The following is a 21,251-nucleotide window of genomic DNA, read 5'->3' as shown; positions in this document are numbered from 1 at the left end:
CGTATCTATCTATATATAAGAACGCTTGGCGAACAAAACCCGCCTTTTACCGATGGGAAACAAATAGCTGATGCCTTTGGAGTAAAGTAGCGCTCCAGAGATGACCGATGTCTCAATACTCATAAAACAGCTGGTCATCGCCAATATCAGAAGCCAATGCTTCAGTTTTAACCTCAGTGACGCGACTGAGGGATCTATTCATTTGTGAACAAAATATGGAGTGCGCGATTCCCGCCCCCGGGGCCCCTCCGGTCTGGCAATATATCTCCTTGCCGCGCGGCCCGGTGGAACCGGATGAGCCGCGGGGCGTGCACCTTGAGAACCGGATACTGCGAGGATGGACACTTCAAGTGTCGCATCCGGGCAGACATCGAACCATTTGAAATGGTCTAACTTGGATTTGTTTTTCGCAAGGCCGCCGAGAGGCGGCCCCGAGAAATTCCTTTTCCTATACTAGAACCATATGAATCGAACGGAACCGATCAGCGAATGACTGAGAGGACCGGACGGGCTCGAAGCCCATACATTTTGGACGGAGAGTTCGATCCTGGCTCAGGATGAACGCTGGCGGCGCGCCTAACACATGCAAGTCGAACGGCACCCCTCTCCGGAGGGAAGCGAGTGGCGAACGGCTGAGTAACACGTGGAGAACCTGCCCCCTCCCCCGGGATAGCCGCCCGAAAGGACGGGTAATACCGGATACCCCGGGGTGCCGCATGGCGCCCCGGCTAAAGCCCCGACGGGAGGGGATGGCTCCGCGGCCCATCAGGTAGACGGCGGGGTGACGGCCCACCGTGCCGACAACGGGTAGCCGGGTTGAGAGACCGACCGGCCAGATTGGGACTGAGACACGGCCCAGACTCCTACGGGAGGCAGCAGTGGGGAATCTTGCGCAATGGGGGGAACCCTGACGCAGCGACGCCGCGTGCGGGACGGAGGCCTTCGGGTCGTAAACCGCTTTCAGCAGGGAAGAGTCAAGACTGTACCTGCAGAAGAAGCCCCGGCTAACTACGTGCCAGCAGCCGCGGTAATACGTAGGGGGCGAGCGTTATCCGGATTCATTGGGCGTAAAGCGCGCGTAGGCGGCCCGGCAGGCCGGGGGTCGAAGCGGGGGGCTCAACCCCCCGAAGCCCCCGGAACCTCCGCGGCTTGGGTCCGGTAGGGGAGGGTGGAACACCCGGTGTAGCGGTGGAATGCGCAGATATCGGGTGGAACACCGGTGGCGAAGGCGGCCCTCTGGGCCGAGACCGACGCTGAGGCGCGAAAGCTGGGGGAGCGAACAGGATTAGATACCCTGGTAGTCCCAGCCGTAAACGATGGACGCTAGGTGTGGGGGGACGATCCCCCCGTGCCGCAGCCAACGCATTAAGCGTCCCGCCTGGGGAGTACGGCCGCAAGGCTAAAACTCAAAGGAATTGACGGGGGCCCGCACAAGCAGCGGAGCATGTGGCTTAATTCGAAGCAACGCGAAGAACCTTACCAGGGCTTGACATATGGGTGAAGCGGGGGAGACCCCGTGGCCGAGAGGAGCCCATACAGGTGGTGCATGGCTGTCGTCAGCTCGTGTCGTGAGATGTTGGGTTAAGTCCCGCAACGAGCGCAACCCCCGCCGCGTGTTGCCATCGGGTGATGCCGGGAACCCACGCGGGACCGCCGCCGTCAAGGCGGAGGAGGGCGGGGACGACGTCAAGTCATCATGCCCCTTATGCCCTGGGCTGCACACGTGCTACAATGGCCGGTACAGAGGGATGCCACCCCGCGAGGGGGAGCGGATCCCGGAAAGCCGGCCCCAGTTCGGATTGGGGGCTGCAACCCGCCCCCATGAAGTCGGAGTTGCTAGTAATCGCGGATCAGCATGCCGCGGTGAATGCGTTCCCGGGCCTTGTACACACCGCCCGTCACACCACCCGAGTCGTCTGCACCCGAAGTCGCCGGCCCAACCGAGAGGGGGGAGGCGCCGAAGGTGTGGAGGGTGAGGGGGGTGAAGTCGTAACAAGGTAGCCGTACCGGAAGGTGCGGCTGGATCACCTCCTTTCTAGGGAGATACGTTCTTAGAGAGACAAACTTTAACTCGAATAGAGGGCAGGAGCCCGTCCGGTAGATGTCCCGCCACGGATGATTCCCCGCAGCACCCGGTCCCCGGGGTCGCACCCGCGTACCTTGAGAGCCGCATAGCGATAGGAGAGAGATGGAAGATCCAATTCTTCCAGACTCGATTCTTTTCTGCGATTTATCAGACAGAATGATAGCAATCATTCATCCGATCCAAACAAGAAGAATTCACTTATTTATGAGTGAGGAGCATCTGATCGCGAGCACAGTGAAACAGACTGTGCCGCGGTATGAGATACCCGAATTGCGACATACGAGCGCTATTCATGATATCGATTAATTAACTTTAGCGACACGTGGATATCCCGCGGGCCCGATGCGGTCCCGCAAGATACCACGGGCGCACGGCGGATGCCTTGGCACAGGGAGCCGATGAAGGACGCGGCAAGCTGCGATAATCCCCGGCGAGGAGCACACATCCTTCGACCCGGGGGTCTCCGAATGGGCGAACCCATGCACAGCAGTGTGCATATCCCCACCCCGAACACATAGGGGTGGGGAGGACAACCCGGGGAACTGAAACATCTAAGTACCCGGAGGAGAGGAAATCAATCTCGAGACTCCCCGAGTAGCGGCGAGCGAAAGGGGACCGATGGCCAAACCGTCGAGCGGGCATACCCGGCAGGGGTTCCGCCGACGGGGTTGCAGGGCCGCGCATCCGGGGGCTGCCGCCCCCGGGCGCAGGTCCGGCTGGGGAGCGGAACGGCATGGGAGGGCCGGCCGCAGCGGGTGACAGCCCCGTACGCGAACCCAGACCGGACGGCGCGACGCGGTCCCTGAGTAGGGCCGGGCACGTGAAACCCGGTCCGAACCTGGGTGGACCACCATCCAAGCCTGAGTACTACCCTGTGACCGATAGCGCACCAGTACCGTGAGGGAAAGGTGAAAAGCACCCCGGGAGGGGAGTGAAACAGTACCTGAAACCGTGCGCCCACGAGCAGTCGGAGCAACTTTTAGTTGTGACGGCGTGCCTTTTGTAGAATGAGCCAGCGAGTCGCTGGCGCGGGGCGAGGTTAACCGAAAGGGAGCCGGAGCGAAAGCGAGCCTTAACAGGGCGACTTGAGTCCCGCGCCGCGGACGCGAAGCCGGGTGAGCTATCCGTGGGCAGGCTGAAGCGGGGGTAAGACCCCGTGGAGGGCCGAACGCACGTCGGTTGAAAACGGCGGCGATGACCTGCGGATAGGGGTGAAAGGCCAATCAAACCCGGAGATATCTCGTTCTCCCCGAAATAGCTTTAGGGCTAGCGTCGCGCGTTCACCGCCGGAGGTAGAGCACCGGATGGACGAGGGGGCTTCGCCGCCTACCGAATCCAACCGAACTCCGAATGCCGGCGGCCCAGAGCGCGGCAGTCAGAGCATGTGGGCTAAGCTGTGTGCTCGAGAGGGAAACAGCCCGGACCGCCCGCTAAGGTCCCCAAGTTCCAGCCGAGTGGCAAAGGATGTGCGTCCGCCCAGACAACCAGGATGTTGGCTTAGAAGCAGCCATCCATTCAAAGAGTGCGTAACAGCTCACTGGTCGAGTGGACATGCGCCGACAATACACGGGGCTAAGCTGGACACCGAAGCGGCGGGATTTTGATTTTCAGAATCGGTAGGGGAGCTTCCCATGGGCGGAGAAGCCGGAGGGCGACCGACGGTGGAGCGCATGGGAGTGAGAATGCTGGCATGAGTAGCGAGAGACGAGAGAGTAACTCGTCCGCCGTGAACCCGAGGTTTCCTGGGCAAGGCTAATCCTCCCAGGGTCAGTCGGGGGCTAAGGCGAGGCCGGTAGGCGTAGCCGACGCGCAGCAGGCAGACATTCCTGCACCGCGCACGCGGCGCTACGACCGACGGGGCGACGGATGGGGGTGGCTCGGCGGGGTTCTGGACGTCCCCGTGATGGAGCGCGGCCCGCGGACCAGGGAAATCCGGTCCGCACGAAGGGCGAGGCTCCGGACGAAGCGACTGAGCGAAGCGAGTGAGCCCGAGGTCCCTAGAAAAACCCCTAGGCAGGCGCGTGCGCGCCCGTACCGCAAACCGACACAGGTGGGTGGGTAGAACATACCGAGGCGATCGGGTCAACCATGGTCAAGGAACTCGGCACAATGGCCCCGTAACTTCGGGAGAAGGGGTGCCCGCGCGTACGTGAACGGACTTGCTCCGGGAGCGGAGGCGGGCCGCAGTGGAGAGGCCCAAGCGACTGTTTACCAAAAACACAGGACTCTGCAGAAGCCGCAAGGCGACGTATAGGGTCTGACGCCTGCCCGGTGCCGGAAGGTCACGCGGAGGAGTTAGCCATTTCGGCGAAGCCCCGAAGCCAAGCCCCGGTAAACGGCGGCCGTAACTATAACGGTCCTAAGGTAGCGAAATTCCTTGTCGGGTAAGTTCCGACCTGCACGAAAGGCGCAACGACTTGGGCGCTGTCTCGACCATGGACCCGGTGAAATTGCACTGGTCGTGAAGATGCGACTTACCCGCGGAAGGACGGAAAGACCCCGTGAACCTTCACTGCAGCTTGGCATTGGCCGCTGGTCCCGCGTGTAGAGGATAGGCAGGAGGCATCGATCCGGAGGCGCCAGCCCCCGGGGAGCCGCCCTTGGAATACTGCCCTCGCGCGACCGGCGTCCTAACCCGAGGCCGTCAACCGGCTCGGGGACCGTGCCAGGCGGGCAGTTTGACTGGGGCGGTCGCCTCCTAAAGGGTAACGGAGGCGCGCGAAGGTCCGCTCGGGACGGTCGGCAACCGTCCTTTTGAATGCAAGAGTACAAGCGGGCTTGACTGCGAGGCCCACAAGCCGAGCAGGTGCGAAAGCAGGCTCTAGTGATCCGGCGGCCCCGAGTGGGTGGGCCGTCGCTCAACGGATAAAAGGTACTCCGGGGATAACAGGCTGATCTTGCCCAAGAGTCCACATCGACGGCAAGGTTTGGCACCTCGATGTCGGCTCATCGCATCCTGGGGCTGGAGCAGGTCCCAAGGGTACGGCTGTTCGCCGTTTAAAGCGGTACGCGAGCTGGGTTCAGAACGTCGTGAGACAGTTCGGTCCCTATCCTCCGTGGGCGCAGGAGAATCGATGGAGGCTGCCCCCAGTACGAGAGGACCGGGGTGGACGCACCTCCGGTGAACCGGTTGTCGACCAACGGCACGGCCGGGTAGCCGCGTGCGGCGCGGATAACCGCTGAAGGCATCTAAGCGGGAAGCCGTTCCAGGGATTAGTTCTCCTTCCGGTAAGGGCCCAGGTAGACTACCTGGTCGATAGACGGCAGGTGCAAGGCTGGCGACAGCCTCAGCCGAGCCGCACTAATCGCCCGAGCTCTTCCGGAACCGCACCTCGCGGCCCGCGGGACATGCGCTCATGCGCGGTCCGGGCACGAGGATGCCCCCGAGTCACCTCCCCTATGCGCCATGCGGCCCCCAGGGCACGTGTAGAGTGAGACCCAGGACACCGTAACGGTGGGCGCCGCCCACCGGTCAGCGGCCAGAGCATGGGGGGCACGCCCGGTCCCGTTCCGAACCCGGAAGCTAAGCCCCATCGCGCCGAGAGTACTGCGGGGTCGGCCCGTGGGAGGCCAGGGCGCCGCTGACCGGTGGACGGCACCGAGCCGTACGCTTGAACTGAGAAGGGGGAGGCCTCGCGGCCTCCTCTTTTTTTGCGTTTACGCGCAACATTCCTTCTGCAATTAAATCAATTTAATCATCCACCGCTGAATATAGACGTTCACCGTTCTTTGGTCGGTTCTTTGTTCTCAATGGACTAATATTTGCTTTAGCGCACTGCTGCGCTTGTCCTGTTTTACACGTGTCGTTTTATTGATTGTGACGGAAGGACTCATATGGCAGATGTTCATGAGCTGCTTGATACTTGGATTGCCAATGTCAAGGACGAGGAGCTCCTCGCTGAGCTTAACACGATGAAGGAGCAGGGTGATGAGGACGCCATCACCGACGCTTTCTTCCAGGATCTCGCCTTCGGTACTGCCGGCCTTCGCGGCACTATCGGTGCGGGCACTAACCGTATGAATATCTATACGGTCGGTCGTGCGACCCAGGGATTCGCTGACTACCTCAATGCGACCTTCGAGCATCCGACGGTCGCCATCGCTCGCGATAGCCGCAATAAAGGTGAGCTGTTCGTCAAGACGACGGCTGCCATTCTTGCAGCAAACGGCGTGACTGCCCTCGTGTATCCCAAGATTTCTCCTGTGCCGACGCTCTCCTGGGCCGTCCGCGACCTTAAGTGCTCCGGTGGCATTTGCATGACCGCTAGTCATAATCCGGCGCCTTATAACGGCTATAAGGCCTATGGCCCCGACGGCTGCCAGATCACCAGCGAGGCCGCCGATGCAATTTCTAAGGCTATCGCCGAGACCGATACGTTCACCGGCGTGAAGTCCATGGACTTCGATGAGGCTCTTGAGCAGGGTCTGGTCAAATGGATCGATGATTCGTGCCTCGAGCGTTATTACGACGCCGTTCTCGCCCGCGGCGTGACTAACCTTTCTGCCGAGGAGATCGCTGGCGCTCCGCTTAAGCTCGTCTACACTCCGCTCAACGGCACTGGCCTCATTCCCGTCACGACGGTGCTCGAGCGCGCTGGCATCACTGATGTCACGGTTGTTCCCGAGCAGAAGGAGCCTAACGGCGATTTCCCGACCTGCCCGTATCCTAACCCCGAGATTCGTCAGGCCATGCAGAAGGGCATTGACCTGTGCGAGCAGGTTCACCCCGATCTGCTGCTTGCAACCGATCCTGACGCCGATCGCGTTGGCGTTGCCGTTAAGAATGGCGATGACTATCTGCTGCTGACCGGCAATGAGATGGGCGTTCTGCTGCTTGACTATATCTGCAAGACCCGCGCTGCTCGCGGTGAGGACCTCACTAAGAAGGTTGCTGTCACTACTATCGTTTCTTCCGCCATGGTTGACGCTCTGGCCGACGAGTACGGTTTTGAGCTCCGCCGCTGCCTGACGGGCTTCAAGTACATCGGCGACATCATTACTTCTCTTTCCGATGCTGGCGAGGTCGATCGCTTTATCTTCGGTTTTGAGGAGAGCTACGGCTATCTGGCCGGTGACCACGTGCGCGACAAGGACGCCGTGAGCACTTCTCTTCTGATTTGCCAGATGGCGCAGTATTACAAGCTCCAGGGCAAGAACCTTGCAGATGCGATGCACGAGCTGTACGAGAAGTATGGCTACTATCACAACAAGACGATTTCGCTGAGCTATCCGGGCGCTGAGGGTGCGGCAAAGATGGCCGGCATCATGGCTGGTCTGCGCGAGAACCCGCCCGCGGAGCTCGCCGGTTCCAAGATTGAGGCTGTCGTGGATTACAACACCTGCGTGAACGGCCTGCCGAAGGCTAACGTCATTGAGTTCGATCTTGAGGGCGGCAACAAGGGTATTGTTCGTCCTTCCGGCACCGAGCCCAAGATTAAGCTGTACATCTTCGCTAAGGGCGCGGATGCCGCCGAGGCTGATGCCGCACTTGACGCGATTGAGGAGTCTGGTCGCAAGCTGCTGGCATAAGGTATTTAAGAGTCTATAGCTATAGATGGGCTAAAGAGGGGATCTCGGATGCGAGGTCCCCTCCTGTTTTTAACCAGCCAGCCGAGAGTACTTATATGTGTAGGAAATGTGTACGCCCAGATTCCCGCCCCCGGGGCCCCTCCGGTCTGGCAATATATCTCCTTGCCGCGCGGCCCGGTCGAACCGGGAACCAGCGCAGGCGTGCACCTTGAGAACCGGATACTGCGAGGATGGACACTTCAAGTGTCGCATCCGGGCAGACATCGAACCATTTGAAATGGTCTAACTTGGATTTGTTTTTCGCAAGGCCGCCGAGAGGCGGCCCCGAGAAATTCCTTTTCCTATACTAGAACCATATGAATCGAACGGAACCGATCAGCGAATGACTGAGAGGACCGGACGGGCTCGAAGCCCATACATTTTGGACGGAGAGTTCGATCCTGGCTCAGGATGAACGCTGGCGGCGCGCCTAACACATGCAAGTCGAACGGCACCCCTCTCCGGAGGGAAGCGAGTGGCGAACGGCTGAGTAACACGTGGAGAACCTGCCCCCTCCCCCGGGATAGCCGCCCGAAAGGACGGGTAATACCGGATACCCCGGGGTGCCGCATGGCGCCCCGGCTAAAGCCCCGACGGGAGGGGATGGCTCCGCGGCCCATCAGGTAGACGGCGGGGTGACGGCCCACCGTGCCGACAACGGGTAGCCGGGTTGAGAGACCGACCGGCCAGATTGGGACTGAGACACGGCCCAGACTCCTACGGGAGGCAGCAGTGGGGAATCTTGCGCAATGGGGGGAACCCTGACGCAGCGACGCCGCGTGCGGGACGGAGGCCTTCGGGTCGTAAACCGCTTTCAGCAGGGAAGAGTCAAGACTGTACCTGCAGAAGAAGCCCCGGCTAACTACGTGCCAGCAGCCGCGGTAATACGTAGGGGGCGAGCGTTATCCGGATTCATTGGGCGTAAAGCGCGCGTAGGCGGCCCGGCAGGCCGGGGGTCGAAGCGGGGGGCTCAACCCCCCGAAGCCCCCGGAACCTCCGCGGCTTGGGTCCGGTAGGGGAGGGTGGAACACCCGGTGTAGCGGTGGAATGCGCAGATATCGGGTGGAACACCGGTGGCGAAGGCGGCCCTCTGGGCCGAGACCGACGCTGAGGCGCGAAAGCTGGGGGAGCGAACAGGATTAGATACCCTGGTAGTCCCAGCCGTAAACGATGGACGCTAGGTGTGGGGGGACGATCCCCCCGTGCCGCAGCCAACGCATTAAGCGTCCCGCCTGGGGAGTACGGCCGCAAGGCTAAAACTCAAAGGAATTGACGGGGGCCCGCACAAGCAGCGGAGCATGTGGCTTAATTCGAAGCAACGCGAAGAACCTTACCAGGGCTTGACATATGGGTGAAGCGGGGGAGACCCCGTGGCCGAGAGGAGCCCATACAGGTGGTGCATGGCTGTCGTCAGCTCGTGTCGTGAGATGTTGGGTTAAGTCCCGCAACGAGCGCAACCCCCGCCGCGTGTTGCCATCGGGTGATGCCGGGAACCCACGCGGGACCGCCGCCGTCAAGGCGGAGGAGGGCGGGGACGACGTCAAGTCATCATGCCCCTTATGCCCTGGGCTGCACACGTGCTACAATGGCCGGTACAGAGGGATGCCACCCCGCGAGGGGGAGCGGATCCCGGAAAGCCGGCCCCAGTTCGGATTGGGGGCTGCAACCCGCCCCCATGAAGTCGGAGTTGCTAGTAATCGCGGATCAGCATGCCGCGGTGAATGCGTTCCCGGGCCTTGTACACACCGCCCGTCACACCACCCGAGTCGTCTGCACCCGAAGTCGCCGGCCCAACCGAGAGGGGGGAGGCGCCGAAGGTGTGGAGGGTGAGGGGGGTGAAGTCGTAACAAGGTAGCCGTACCGGAAGGTGCGGCTGGATCACCTCCTTTCTAGGGAGATACGTTCTTAGAGAGACAAACTTTAACTCGAATAGAGGGCAGGAGCCCGTCCGGTAGATGTCCCGCCACGGATGATTCCCCGCAGCACCCGGTCCCCGGGGTCGCACCCGCGTACCTTGAGAGCCGCATAGCGATAGGAGAGAGATGGAAGATCCAATTCTTCCAGACTCGATTCTTTTCTGCGATTTATCAGACAGAATGATAGCAATCATTCATCCGATCCAAACAAGAAGAATTCACTTATTTATGAGTGAGGAGCATCTGATCGCGAGCACAGTGAAACAGACTGTGCCGCGGTATGAGATACCCGAATTGCGACATACGAGCGCTATTCATGATATCGATTAATTAACTTTAGCGACACGTGGATATCCCGCGGGCCCGATGCGGTCCCGCAAGATACCACGGGCGCACGGCGGATGCCTTGGCACAGGGAGCCGATGAAGGACGCGGCAAGCTGCGATAATCCCCGGCGAGGAGCACACATCCTTCGACCCGGGGGTCTCCGAATGGGCGAACCCATGCACAGCAGTGTGCATATCCCCACCCCGAACACATAGGGGTGGGGAGGACAACCCGGGGAACTGAAACATCTAAGTACCCGGAGGAGAGGAAATCAATCTCGAGACTCCCCGAGTAGCGGCGAGCGAAAGGGGACCGATGGCCAAACCGTCGAGCGGGCATACCCGGCAGGGGTTCCGCCGACGGGGTTGCAGGGCCGCGCATCCGGGGGCTGCCGCCCCCGGGCGCAGGTCCGGCTGGGGAGCGGAACGGCATGGGAGGGCCGGCCGCAGCGGGTGACAGCCCCGTACGCGAACCCAGACCGGACGGCGCGACGCGGTCCCTGAGTAGGGCCGGGCACGTGAAACCCGGTCCGAACCTGGGTGGACCACCATCCAAGCCTGAGTACTACCCTGTGACCGATAGCGCACCAGTACCGTGAGGGAAAGGTGAAAAGCACCCCGGGAGGGGAGTGAAACAGTACCTGAAACCGTGCGCCCACGAGCAGTCGGAGCAACTTTTAGTTGTGACGGCGTGCCTTTTGTAGAATGAGCCAGCGAGTCGCTGGCGCGGGGCGAGGTTAACCGAAAGGGAGCCGGAGCGAAAGCGAGCCTTAACAGGGCGACTTGAGTCCCGCGCCGCGGACGCGAAGCCGGGTGAGCTATCCGTGGGCAGGCTGAAGCGGGGGTAAGACCCCGTGGAGGGCCGAACGCACGTCGGTTGAAAACGGCGGCGATGACCTGCGGATAGGGGTGAAAGGCCAATCAAACCCGGAGATATCTCGTTCTCCCCGAAATAGCTTTAGGGCTAGCGTCGCGCGTTCACCGCCGGAGGTAGAGCACCGGATGGACGAGGGGGCTTCGCCGCCTACCGAATCCAACCGAACTCCGAATGCCGGCGGCCCAGAGCGCGGCAGTCAGAGCATGTGGGCTAAGCTGTGTGCTCGAGAGGGAAACAGCCCGGACCGCCCGCTAAGGTCCCCAAGTTCCAGCCGAGTGGCAAAGGATGTGCGTCCGCCCAGACAACCAGGATGTTGGCTTAGAAGCAGCCATCCATTCAAAGAGTGCGTAACAGCTCACTGGTCGAGTGGACATGCGCCGACAATACACGGGGCTAAGCTGGACACCGAAGCGGCGGGATTTTGATTTTCAGAATCGGTAGGGGAGCTTCCCATGGGCGGAGAAGCCGGAGGGCGACCGACGGTGGAGCGCATGGGAGTGAGAATGCTGGCATGAGTAGCGAGAGACGAGAGAGTAACTCGTCCGCCGTGAACCCGAGGTTTCCTGGGCAAGGCTAATCCTCCCAGGGTCAGTCGGGGGCTAAGGCGAGGCCGGTAGGCGTAGCCGACGCGCAGCAGGCAGACATTCCTGCACCGCGCACGCGGCGCTACGACCGACGGGGCGACGGATGGGGGTGGCTCGGCGGGGTTCTGGACGTCCCCGTGATGGAGCGCGGCCCGCGGACCAGGGAAATCCGGTCCGCACGAAGGGCGAGGCTCCGGACGAAGCGACTGAGCGAAGCGAGTGAGCCCGAGGTCCCTAGAAAAACCCCTAGGCAGGCGCGTGCGCGCCCGTACCGCAAACCGACACAGGTGGGTGGGTAGAACATACCGAGGCGATCGGGTCAACCATGGTCAAGGAACTCGGCACAATGGCCCCGTAACTTCGGGAGAAGGGGTGCCCGCGCGTACGTGAACGGACTTGCTCCGGGAGCGGAGGCGGGCCGCAGTGGAGAGGCCCAAGCGACTGTTTACCAAAAACACAGGACTCTGCAGAAGCCGCAAGGCGACGTATAGGGTCTGACGCCTGCCCGGTGCCGGAAGGTCACGCGGAGGAGTTAGCCATTTCGGCGAAGCCCCGAAGCCAAGCCCCGGTAAACGGCGGCCGTAACTATAACGGTCCTAAGGTAGCGAAATTCCTTGTCGGGTAAGTTCCGACCTGCACGAAAGGCGCAACGACTTGGGCGCTGTCTCGACCATGGACCCGGTGAAATTGCACTGGTCGTGAAGATGCGACTTACCCGCGGAAGGACGGAAAGACCCCGTGAACCTTCACTGCAGCTTGGCATTGGCCGCTGGTCCCGCGTGTAGAGGATAGGCAGGAGGCATCGATCCGGAGGCGCCAGCCCCCGGGGAGCCGCCCTTGGAATACTGCCCTCGCGCGACCGGCGTCCTAACCCGAGGCCGTCAACCGGCTCGGGGACCGTGCCAGGCGGGCAGTTTGACTGGGGCGGTCGCCTCCTAAAGGGTAACGGAGGCGCGCGAAGGTCCGCTCGGGACGGTCGGCAACCGTCCTTTTGAATGCAAGAGTACAAGCGGGCTTGACTGCGAGGCCCACAAGCCGAGCAGGTGCGAAAGCAGGCTCTAGTGATCCGGCGGCCCCGAGTGGGTGGGCCGTCGCTCAACGGATAAAAGGTACTCCGGGGATAACAGGCTGATCTTGCCCAAGAGTCCACATCGACGGCAAGGTTTGGCACCTCGATGTCGGCTCATCGCATCCTGGGGCTGGAGCAGGTCCCAAGGGTACGGCTGTTCGCCGTTTAAAGCGGTACGCGAGCTGGGTTCAGAACGTCGTGAGACAGTTCGGTCCCTATCCTCCGTGGGCGCAGGAGAATCGATGGAGGCTGCCCCCAGTACGAGAGGACCGGGGTGGACGCACCTCCGGTGAACCGGTTGTCGACCAACGGCACGGCCGGGTAGCCGCGTGCGGCGCGGATAACCGCTGAAGGCATCTAAGCGGGAAGCCGTTCCAGGGATTAGTTCTCCTTCCGGTAAGGGCCCAGGTAGACTACCTGGTCGATAGACGGCAGGTGCAAGGCTGGCGACAGCCTCAGCCGAGCCGCACTAATCGCCCGAGCTCTTCCGGAACCGCACCTCGCGGCCCGCGGGACATGCGCTCATGCGCGGTCCGGGCACGAGGATGCCCCCGAGTCACCTCCCCTATGCGCCATGCGGCCCCCAGGGCACGTGTAGAGTGAGACCCAGGACACCGTAACGGTGGGCGCCGCCCACCGGTCAGCGGCCAGAGCATGGGGGGCACGCCCGGTCCCGTTCCGAACCCGGAAGCTAAGCCCCATCGCGCCGAGAGTACTGCGGGGTCGGCCCGTGGGAGGCCAGGGCGCCGCTGACCGGTGGACGGCACCGAGCCGTACGCTTGAACTGAGAAGGGGGAGGCCTCGCGGCCTCCCCCTTTTTTGCGTTTACCGGGCGTAAATGACTCATTTACACCAGACGATCTTATCGTTTTTGGTATTGAGCTTTTATTTAAAGAAAATAAATCGAATAACAAGGGCAACTGCTATGACCGCAATGATCAAAAGCAGGATTGTCAGTCGATGCTGCTTGCGTCGTTTACTTGTCGAAACGAAGATTGATTTTCCCTGTTTTGGCGTTTCGAGATAGCGAGCCGAATGCGTCAAGGTTTGCTTTGGTCGAGGACCTCTTTGTCGATGAGTGGCGGATGCTTTCATCGGCTCATCACTAGCTGCGCTGTTTTTAGATAATGGTGCGTCTTTCAGATATACAGGGTCTCCCGAGGCGACGCCCATATGTTTACGTCCCGTTTGGGCATCCTCGAGCGTTTGATATCGATTTCTCGTCACATACTCGGGCTCCGGATCATTAATGGGCTCTTGCGAGATGTGGGGGCGATGGAACCGCGGCGGCTGCGTGGAAGTATCTTCCCCCTGCGTCGGCATAAACATTTTGTTCTGGTTTTGGTCGTCCATGATGCCCTTTAGCTCGTTACCAACAACGTGTACGCGCTCATTGTAAGCCCCTTGCTATTTGTAGCTGTGAACATACTTGTTATTTAAGCTCTGGTTCAAAGAACCTTAACCTTATTAAAACCTGAGTCAAACACACTTAGATATGCTTATAGTACTAGACTCAAAAAACTTTATAGTCGATGTATATATGAGCACTGGGTGGGCATATATAAGAGCGTCAAAAGAAGTCCCAGTCACCTAGAAGATGACTCGGCAGTCCTTAAAAGGAGTGGTAAACATGGCAAGCATGGTTCCTTATCGTTCGGTTTTTGGCGTTCGTCCTTCTGCTAGCTCGCTGTTCGATCTGTTTGATGATATGACTGACCTTGCAAACAACTCGATTGCTTCCAAGGCGTTTCCCGTTGACGTTGAGGATAAGGGCGACGGCTATGAGGTCAAGGCTTATCTGACCGGCGTCGCCAAGGACGATATCGATGTCGAGCTTAACGAGGGTCGTCTGTCCATTAGCGTGAATGTCGAGGAAGACGAGGAGAACGAGGGCAAGAACTTCCTGCAGAAGGAGTTCAGCTCGTACAGCGCGACGCGTGGCGTGTATCTAAAGGACGCTTCGAGCGAGGGCCTCTCGGCTAAGTACGCTGACGGCATCCTGACCGTTACGGTCCCCAAGATCGTCGAGAAGAAGAACGTTACGAAGATCTCCATCGACTAACTTCGTTGGTGTTCTGCGCTATTAAAAGACAGCAAAAGGGGCTGGGAAGCGATTCTCGGCCCCTTTTGCTGTCTAGGACAGTCTATTGAATGGTTACTGGCCGATGCTGGCTTGCGGGGCGTATCGAGAGTTTTCGCGATCCTTGGAGAAGGGTTGCGGAGCTGCCGACCTCGTCATCCAGGGTTGCGGTCAGAGCTTTGGCATAGCTTTTGACGGTAAGGCTCGGACGATTGTTATCTTGGCTGATATGCATGGCAATGAGCTGTTCGGTGCGTTCGGTAACAAGTTCGCGCGCGGCTTCGGCGGCTTGGCCATTGGAGAGGTGTCCCCTTGCAGACAGGATGCGCTCCTGAAGAAAGCGGGGATATTCTCCCTCGCGCAGCATGGTCACATCGTGGTTGCTTTCGAGTGCGAGGACTCGACAATCTTCGAGGGTGTTCATGGCTTGGCTCGATAGCTCTCCGGTGTCGGTGGCAAAACCGATGGAATCATCGAGGGTGTCGAATCGATAGCCGACTGGATTGATGACATCGTGTGACGTTGAGTAGGTTTGCACGTGGATGCCGGCAATGGATAGGGTGTCACCGGGATCGAATTCCTCGACAGGCAGATGCGAAAGATTTTCTTTGCTCGAAAGAGTGCCCCTGCTGGCAAAGAGGGGGCCGTGCCAGTGCTTGCACCAGACATCGAGGCCCTTGATGTGATCGCTATGCTCATGAGTAATGAGAAGAGCCGAGACGTTGTCTGCCGAGAGCCCCAGTTCTGCCATGCGCTTTAATGTCTCGCGGCGAGACAGTCCGTCATCGACCATAATGAGCCCCTGCGGGCCCTCGATGAGTGCGCAGTTGCCTTTAGAGCCACTGCCGAGGATATGAAGGTGCAGGCAAGACATAAGATTCCAAAGGATACAATGGGTGCGGACGAATAAAGGAGGAAGCGAATGCCAACGGTATCACAGCATTACGGACACCATGCCGTGCCTGGGGCAGTCGATGAGACCCGGACGAGGCAGCAGGCAGCTCCTGTCGTGCTCATGGTATCAGGCGGCGCGGACTCGACGGCACTGCTTCTTATGGCGTGCACATCAAAGCTGGATATCCAAGACGGACGCGGTGTTGCCCCCATTGCTCGCGAGCGCCTGCATGTGCTGCATGTAAACCATCATCTGCGCGGCAAGGCGTCCGATGGCGACGAGGCCTTTGTGCGTGAGCTCTGCGCGCAATATGGTTTACCGCTGTGTGTGGAGCACGCTTATTTTGATGGGGAGTCGGGCAATATTGAGGCCGCGGCCCGCGAGGTGCGCTATGCCGCGGCGCGGAGGTATGTTCGCGAACTCTGCGCCCAGACGGGGGCACCGCGAACGGCGGCTCGTATCTGCACCGCGCACACGTCTTCGGATCGCGCGGAAACGTTTTTGATGAACGCGATTAAGGGTTCGGGGCCCGCTGGTCTATCGAGCATTCCTCGCCGGAGGAATATCGTGGTGCGTCCCTTGCTCGACCTAACTCATGGCGAGCTCGTGGGCTATCTACAGGTACATGGTCAGCCGTGGCGTGAAGACGAGAGCAATGAGGATATCTCGTATCTGCGAAACTACGTGCGCCATCGGGTAATGCCAGTGGTGGCACAGCGTAATGCGAGCGTGTGCAAGACGATTGGCGCCGCCTGTGAGATCTTGGGTGACGAAGATGCGTTTCTATCCCAGCTGTCGGCACAGGCGTTTCGAAGCTGCCTGCGCAAGGAGGCGGCGGGCGCGCTAGTGCTCGATGCCAGACGCCTTGCTGCGGCCGAGGTGGTAATCGCGCGGCGCATCGTGCGACTGGCGATCAAACGCATCGATCCGGGCGCTCGTCCAGAGATGCGACATGTGGAGCGAGTCCTTTCCTGCGTTGCCGAAGGCACAGGCTCGGTCACGCTTCCGGCGGGAATTGACGCGCGCGTCGAGTTTGGCATGCTAGCGTTTAAGGCGCCGGCGGCTCGTGAGGGGCTGGTTGCGGACTGGATTACCATACCCGGTCGTTTGCCGTTGGGCGGGGGGCGCATGCTGGTCGCAGAGCCGATGGCCGTTGAGCCGGGATGCGATATCGTGCGCCGCGCCCGTGAGCTTGCGGCTGCCGGGGAAGTGACAGCTTTGGTAGACGCGGCTGCCCTGGGTTTTGCCGACAGCGATAGTGAGCGGATCCTGGCGGGCTCACGTGGCGAGATCCCTGCAGAGGCGCGATTGGCGCGCCTGTGGGTGGACGGTCCCGCACCGGGAGACGTGATGTGCCCGTTAGGAATGAGTGGCCGAAGCAAGAAGGTATCCGACTTGCTAGGCGAGGCTCGCATTCCCGTTTCCGAGCGCGCCGGCGTGCCCGTGGTGAGGACGGCGCCGGGAGGTGCCGTGGTGTGGGTCGCCGGAGTTCGCGCGGACGAACGTTTTAAATGCACGGCGGCGACGCGTGTGGCTTATCTGCTTCGCGTGGTTGACGCGGATTAGCCCCTCGCACCAGCTGTTCTGTGCGGCGTTGACGGTATTCCCGCGCTGATGGTGCGCGGGCTGGAAAATATACCCCGTGCGCTGCTAGAATGTGTAGTTCGCGTCCATACGGCGGTGTGTGGGCGATTAAGCACAAGAAAGGGTTGTCATGGCTTCTCAACATCCGGATATCGAGAAGGTTCTGTTTACGCAGGAGGATATCGACGGCATCGTTTCTCGCCTGGGCGAGGAGATCACTCGCGACTACGCGGGTAAGGATCTGGTGCTGATCGCGGTTCTGCGCGGTGCCGTTGTCTTTATGGGCGACCTGATGCGCAAGATTGAGCTACCGACCAACATCGATTTCATGGCTGTTTCGAGCTATGGCGACGGTGTGAAGTCTTCGGGCATCGTGCGTATCATTAAGGATCTGGATATCGACATCCGTGGTCGCGACGTGCTGATCGTCGAGGACATTCTGGACTCGGGCCTGACCCTCAAGTACCTGATGAAGAACCTCGAGAGCCGCAAGCCCGCTTCGCTGGAGGTCGCTGCCTTCCTGTGGAAGGACGTTGAGGACCGCACCTCGGCCATCACGCCCAAGTATGTTGGAACCCATTGCCCCGATGCCTTTGTGGTGGGCTACGGCCTCGACTATGCCGAGCGCTATCGTAACCTTCCGTATCTGGGCATTTTGAAACCGGAGGTTTATTCGTAAGATGCCCGACGACCATAACGATAACAATTCCCAGACTCCCCGGGAGCCTAAGATCCCGGGGATGCCCGGAGGCAAGAAGCCCACGCGTACGGGCTGGCTGTATTTTATTTTGGCTTGCGCGCTTCTGGGCTACGCCTTCTTTAACATGGGCTCCGGCTTTGCCAATTCCAGCAATACCGTTAAGCTCGCGACGAGCGAGATGGTGAGCGCCATCAAGCAGGATCGCGTCGAAGATCTGACCTATACGGTTCAAGACGGAAGCGTGACGGGTCATTACTGGAAGACGAAGAAGGACAAGGGCGATACGAGCGAGCTCAAGAGCTTCTCCTCGACCTATGTCGGCTCCGATTCGCTTGCCGAGCTCATGGCGGAGCACCCCGATACCAAGTACATCGTCAACACCAACGATCCCGATTTTTGGGGCGACTTGGCGATGAGTGCGCTTCCGACGATCGCCCTTATCGCCATCATGTTCTACTTTATGCGCCAGATGATGGGCGCCAACAACAGGAACATGCAGTTTGGCAAGACCAACGCCAAGACCAACGAGGCCACGCGCCCCAAGGTCAAGTTTGAAGACGTTGCCGGCGTGGACGAGGCAGTCGAGGAACTCGAGGAGATCCGTGACTTTTTGAGCGATCCGGACCGCTATCGCAAGCTGGGCGCCAAGATTCCGCGCGGCGTGTTGCTGGTGGGCCCTCCGGGCACCGGTAAAACGCTGCTGGCCAAGGCTGTAGCCGGCGAGGCGGGCGTGCCGTTCTTTAGCATCTCGGGTTCCGACTTTGTCGAGATGTTCGTGGGTGTCGGCGCCAGCCGCGTGCGTGACCTCTTTAAGGAGGCCAAGTCCCAGGCTCCGTCGATCATCTTCATCGATGAGATCGATGCTGTGGGACGTCAGCGCGGAGCTGGCTTGGGCGGCGGTCACGACGAGCGCGAGCAGACGCTCAACCAGCTGCTGGTCGAGATGGACGGTTTTGAGGAGAGCGAGTCGGTCATCCTGATCGCTGCAACCAACCGTCCTGACATCCTGGATCCGGCGTTGCTGCGCCCCGGTCGTTTTGACCGTCAGGTTACGGTTGACCGTCCGGATGTGAAGGGCCGCGAGCAGATCTTGCGCGTGCATGCCGAGAACAAGCCGATGGACGAGGACGTGAAGTTTGAGAAGCTCGCCCAGATGACCGTTGGCTTCACCGGCGCCGATCTGGCAAATCTGCTCAACGAGTCTGCGCTGCTGGCTGCCCGCCGCCATCGTTCCGTGATCTCGATGGACGAGGTCGAGGAATCGATGGAGCGCGTGATTGCCGGTCCGCAGCGCAAGGGTCGCGTGATGACCGAGGCCGAGCGCACCACGATCGCCTACCACGAGAGCGGCCATGCCCTGGTGGGTCACATCCTGGAGCACTCCGATCCGGTTCACAAGATCTCGATCGTCAGCCGCGGCCAGGCGCTGGGCTACACGCTGCAGCTTCCGCAGGAGGACCACTTCCTCAAGACCAAGAACGAGATGCTCGACGAGCTTGCCGTGTTCTTGGGCGGTCGCGTTGCCGAGGAACTCATGTGCGACGACATCACGTCGGGCGCGAGCAACGATCTGGAGCGCGCGACCAAGATGGCGCGCGAGATGGTCACGCGCCTGGGCATGAGCGAGGAGCTTGGAACGCAGGTGTTTGGTGAGGCGCAGCATCAGGTATTCCTGGGCCGCGACTACGCCGATCACCAGGATTACTCCGAGGAGACGGCGCGCCGCATCGACATCGAGGTCCAGCGCATTATGCGTGAGGCCCATCGTCGTGCGGTCGAGATTTTGGATGCCCGTCGCGACCAGCTCGATTTGATGGCCAAGGTGCTGCTTGAGCGCGAGACCGTCGAAGGCGACGCCGTGAATGCCCTGCTCGACAACGAGTGGGACGCCTACCTTGAGCGCGAGGGCGATATCCTGGCGGCCAAGGAGGAGCGCAATGCCAAGGCGGCCGGCATGCCGACCAAGAAGCGTGCGCCTCGTATGAGCGAGGAGGAGCTGGCGGCCGATGCCGCGGCATTTGCGCAGGCGGCCATGCAGGAGGATGCCGAAGCCGCATCCGATGATGCCGGCGATGACTGTGCCGTCAATGCCGGTGCCGACGCCGACGCCGACAAATAGCCTTTGTGGCGAAAGCCTCTGCGGGGAAACCTGCGGAGGCTTTTTCTTTTTGTTGATTGGGAGCAGACTTAAATGAGCGTTTTCACGCATTTAAGTCTGTCCCCAATCAACATTGCTGCGGCGCTTTGCTCGGCTAAAGCGTACAATAGCGCCTATGTGAAAGGGGAACAGATGATCAACGAAACTATGTATGCTCGCGGTGCGGAAAGCTCCATCATCCGCGAGATTTTTAGCTATGGCCTTGAGCGCAAGGCGCAGATTGGTGCGGAAAATGTATTCGATTTTTCGCTGGGTAACCCGAGCGTTCCGGCGCCCGCTGCCGTGGCGGAGTCCATTAAGAAGGCCTTGGAGCTGCCGAGTGACCAGCTGCACGGATACACGCCCGCACCGGGCCTGCCGCAGTGCCGTACCGCCGTGGCTGAGTCGCTCAACCGCCGCTTTGGTACGAGTTATGAGGGCAAGGATGTCTTTATGACCGTGGGCGCCGCGGCTTCGCTCACCTGCACGCTCAACGCCGTTACGAACCCGGGCGATGAGGTTATCGTCATTGCACCGTACTTCCCGGAGTATCGCGTGTGGATTGAGAAAGCCGGCTGTACGTGTGTTGAGGCGCTCGCCAATGAAGATACGTTCCAGCTGAGTGTGGACAACGCGCTCAAGGCGATTACCGATAAGACGACTGCCGTCATCATCGACTCGCCGAATAACCCGACCGGCGCCGTGTATACGCGCGACACGCTGACGCGACTGGCCAATGTTCTGCGCGAGGCCAACGCTCAGCGCGATCCCGAGAATCCGATTATGCTCATCTCGGATGAGCCGTACCGCGAGATCGTGTACGGTGCCGAGGTGCCTTGGGTGCCCTCGATCTACGAGCACACCATCGTGTGCTACTCGTATTCCAAGTCGCTGTCGCTGCCGGGTGAGCGCGTGGGGTGGATCTTGGTTCCCAACACCAATCCGCAGGCTGCCCGTCTGATGCCGGCTGTTGCGGGTGCTGCCCGTACGCTGGGTTTTGTATGCGCACCGGCACTCTTCCAGCGCGTAATCATCGATTGCATCGATGAGCCGAGCGATGTCGAGGCCTATGCGCGCAACCGCACCGCGCTTACCGACGCACTAGCGGAGTATGGCTACACCTATGTTGAGCCGGATGGCGCGTTCTACCTATGGGTGAAAGCGTTGGAGCCCGATGCGAATGCGTTCTGTGAGCGCGCAAAGAAGTATGAGTTGCTTGCGGTTCCCTCGGACAGCTTTGGTATGCCGGGTTGGTTCCGCCTGGGCTATTGCGTGAGCTACGAAACGATTGTCAATTCGCTACCCGCTTGGAAACAGTTGGCGGACGAGTATCGTTAAAAGTAAAGCGCTCTGCCTACAATGTTTTACGTGAAACGGGGTTTGGTGTTAAGCCGGACCCCGTTGTCATGGACGTTGTGTCTTTGGGATG

Annotated in this window: 8 protein-coding genes and 6 rRNA genes; 12 read left to right on the top strand and 2 right to left on the bottom strand. The window is 60.4% G+C overall.

The window, feature by feature from the left end; all coding sequences use genetic code 11:
- The first annotated feature begins 529 nt into the window (after positions 1–529).
- From GXM19_RS07680 to rrf (GXM19_RS07650), 7 genes are all read left to right on the top strand, one after another.
- Positions 530–2,035, top strand: a 16S ribosomal RNA gene (locus tag GXM19_RS07680).
- Between the two features lie 401 nt (positions 2,036–2,436).
- Positions 2,437–5,411, top strand: a 23S ribosomal RNA gene (locus tag GXM19_RS07675).
- Between the two features lie 146 nt (positions 5,412–5,557).
- A 5S ribosomal RNA gene (rrf, locus tag GXM19_RS07670) occupies positions 5,558–5,673 on the top strand.
- Together the 16S, 23S and 5S rRNA genes form the textbook arrangement of a ribosomal RNA operon.
- A 247-nt stretch (positions 5,674–5,920) precedes the next feature.
- A complete protein-coding gene (locus tag GXM19_RS07665) occupies positions 5,921–7,615 on the top strand; it encodes a phospho-sugar mutase (protein ID WP_006235592.1) in 1,695 nt (564 codons plus the stop codon).
- Positions 7,616–8,037: 422 nt separating this feature from the next.
- Positions 8,038–9,543: ribosomal RNA gene (locus tag GXM19_RS07660) — 16S ribosomal RNA — on the top strand.
- A gap of 401 nt (positions 9,544–9,944) precedes the next feature.
- Positions 9,945–12,919: ribosomal RNA gene (locus GXM19_RS07655) — 23S ribosomal RNA — on the top strand.
- A 146-nt stretch (positions 12,920–13,065) separates the two neighbouring features.
- Positions 13,066–13,181, top strand: a 5S ribosomal RNA gene (rrf, locus tag GXM19_RS07650).
- 130 nt (positions 13,182–13,311) lie between these two features.
- Here rrf (GXM19_RS07650) and GXM19_RS07645 read toward each other — a convergent pair.
- Positions 13,312–13,779 (bottom strand): hypothetical protein, encoded by a 468-nt coding sequence (locus GXM19_RS07645; RefSeq protein WP_138113597.1) that lies wholly within the window; start codon positions 13,777–13,779, stop codon positions 13,312–13,314.
- Positions 13,780–14,056: 277 nt separating this feature from the next.
- Between GXM19_RS07645 and GXM19_RS07640 the strand changes: the two genes are divergently transcribed.
- Positions 14,057–14,488 carry an Hsp20/alpha crystallin family protein gene (locus tag GXM19_RS07640; RefSeq protein WP_040359532.1) on the top strand — a complete coding sequence of 144 codons (432 nt, stop codon included), beginning with the start codon at positions 14,057–14,059 and terminating at the stop codon, positions 14,486–14,488.
- An 82-nt stretch (positions 14,489–14,570) separates the two neighbouring features.
- Here the strand turns inward: GXM19_RS07640 and GXM19_RS07635 are convergent, their stop codons facing one another.
- The gene (locus GXM19_RS07635; protein WP_006235598.1) at positions 14,571–15,380 is read right to left on the bottom strand and encodes an MBL fold metallo-hydrolase; all 810 of its coding nucleotides are present in this window, start codon (positions 15,378–15,380) and stop codon (positions 14,571–14,573) included.
- Positions 15,381–15,428: 48 nt separating this feature from the next.
- On the opposite strand from GXM19_RS07635, the gene tilS reads away from it, so the two are divergent.
- From tilS to GXM19_RS07615, 4 genes are all read left to right on the top strand, one after another.
- On the top strand, positions 15,429–16,967 hold the full coding sequence (gene tilS, locus GXM19_RS07630; protein ID WP_006235599.1) for a tRNA lysidine(34) synthetase TilS: 1,539 nt from the start codon (positions 15,429–15,431) through the stop codon (positions 16,965–16,967).
- 148 nt (positions 16,968–17,115) lie between these two features.
- Positions 17,116–17,664: a hypoxanthine phosphoribosyltransferase gene (gene hpt / locus GXM19_RS07625; protein WP_006235600.1), complete on the top strand. Its 549-nt coding sequence runs from the start codon at positions 17,116–17,118 to the stop codon at positions 17,662–17,664.
- A gap of 61 nt (positions 17,665–17,725) precedes the next feature.
- Positions 17,726–19,804: an ATP-dependent zinc metalloprotease FtsH gene (ftsH, locus tag GXM19_RS07620; protein WP_256637916.1), complete on the top strand. Its 2,079-nt coding sequence runs from the start codon at positions 17,726–17,728 to the stop codon at positions 19,802–19,804.
- Between the two features lie 171 nt (positions 19,805–19,975).
- A complete protein-coding gene (locus GXM19_RS07615; RefSeq protein ID WP_040359535.1) occupies positions 19,976–21,160 on the top strand; it encodes a pyridoxal phosphate-dependent aminotransferase in 1,185 nt (394 codons plus the stop codon).
- Positions 21,161–21,251: the final 91 nt, after the last annotated feature.

Source organism: Collinsella aerofaciens ATCC 25986 (genome assembly GCF_010509075.1).
GTDB classification, from domain to species: domain Bacteria; phylum Actinomycetota; class Coriobacteriia; order Coriobacteriales; family Coriobacteriaceae; genus Collinsella; species Collinsella aerofaciens.
The sequence above is the reverse complement of the archived record's forward strand: the minus strand, read 5'-3'. Positions and strand labels throughout refer to the sequence as shown.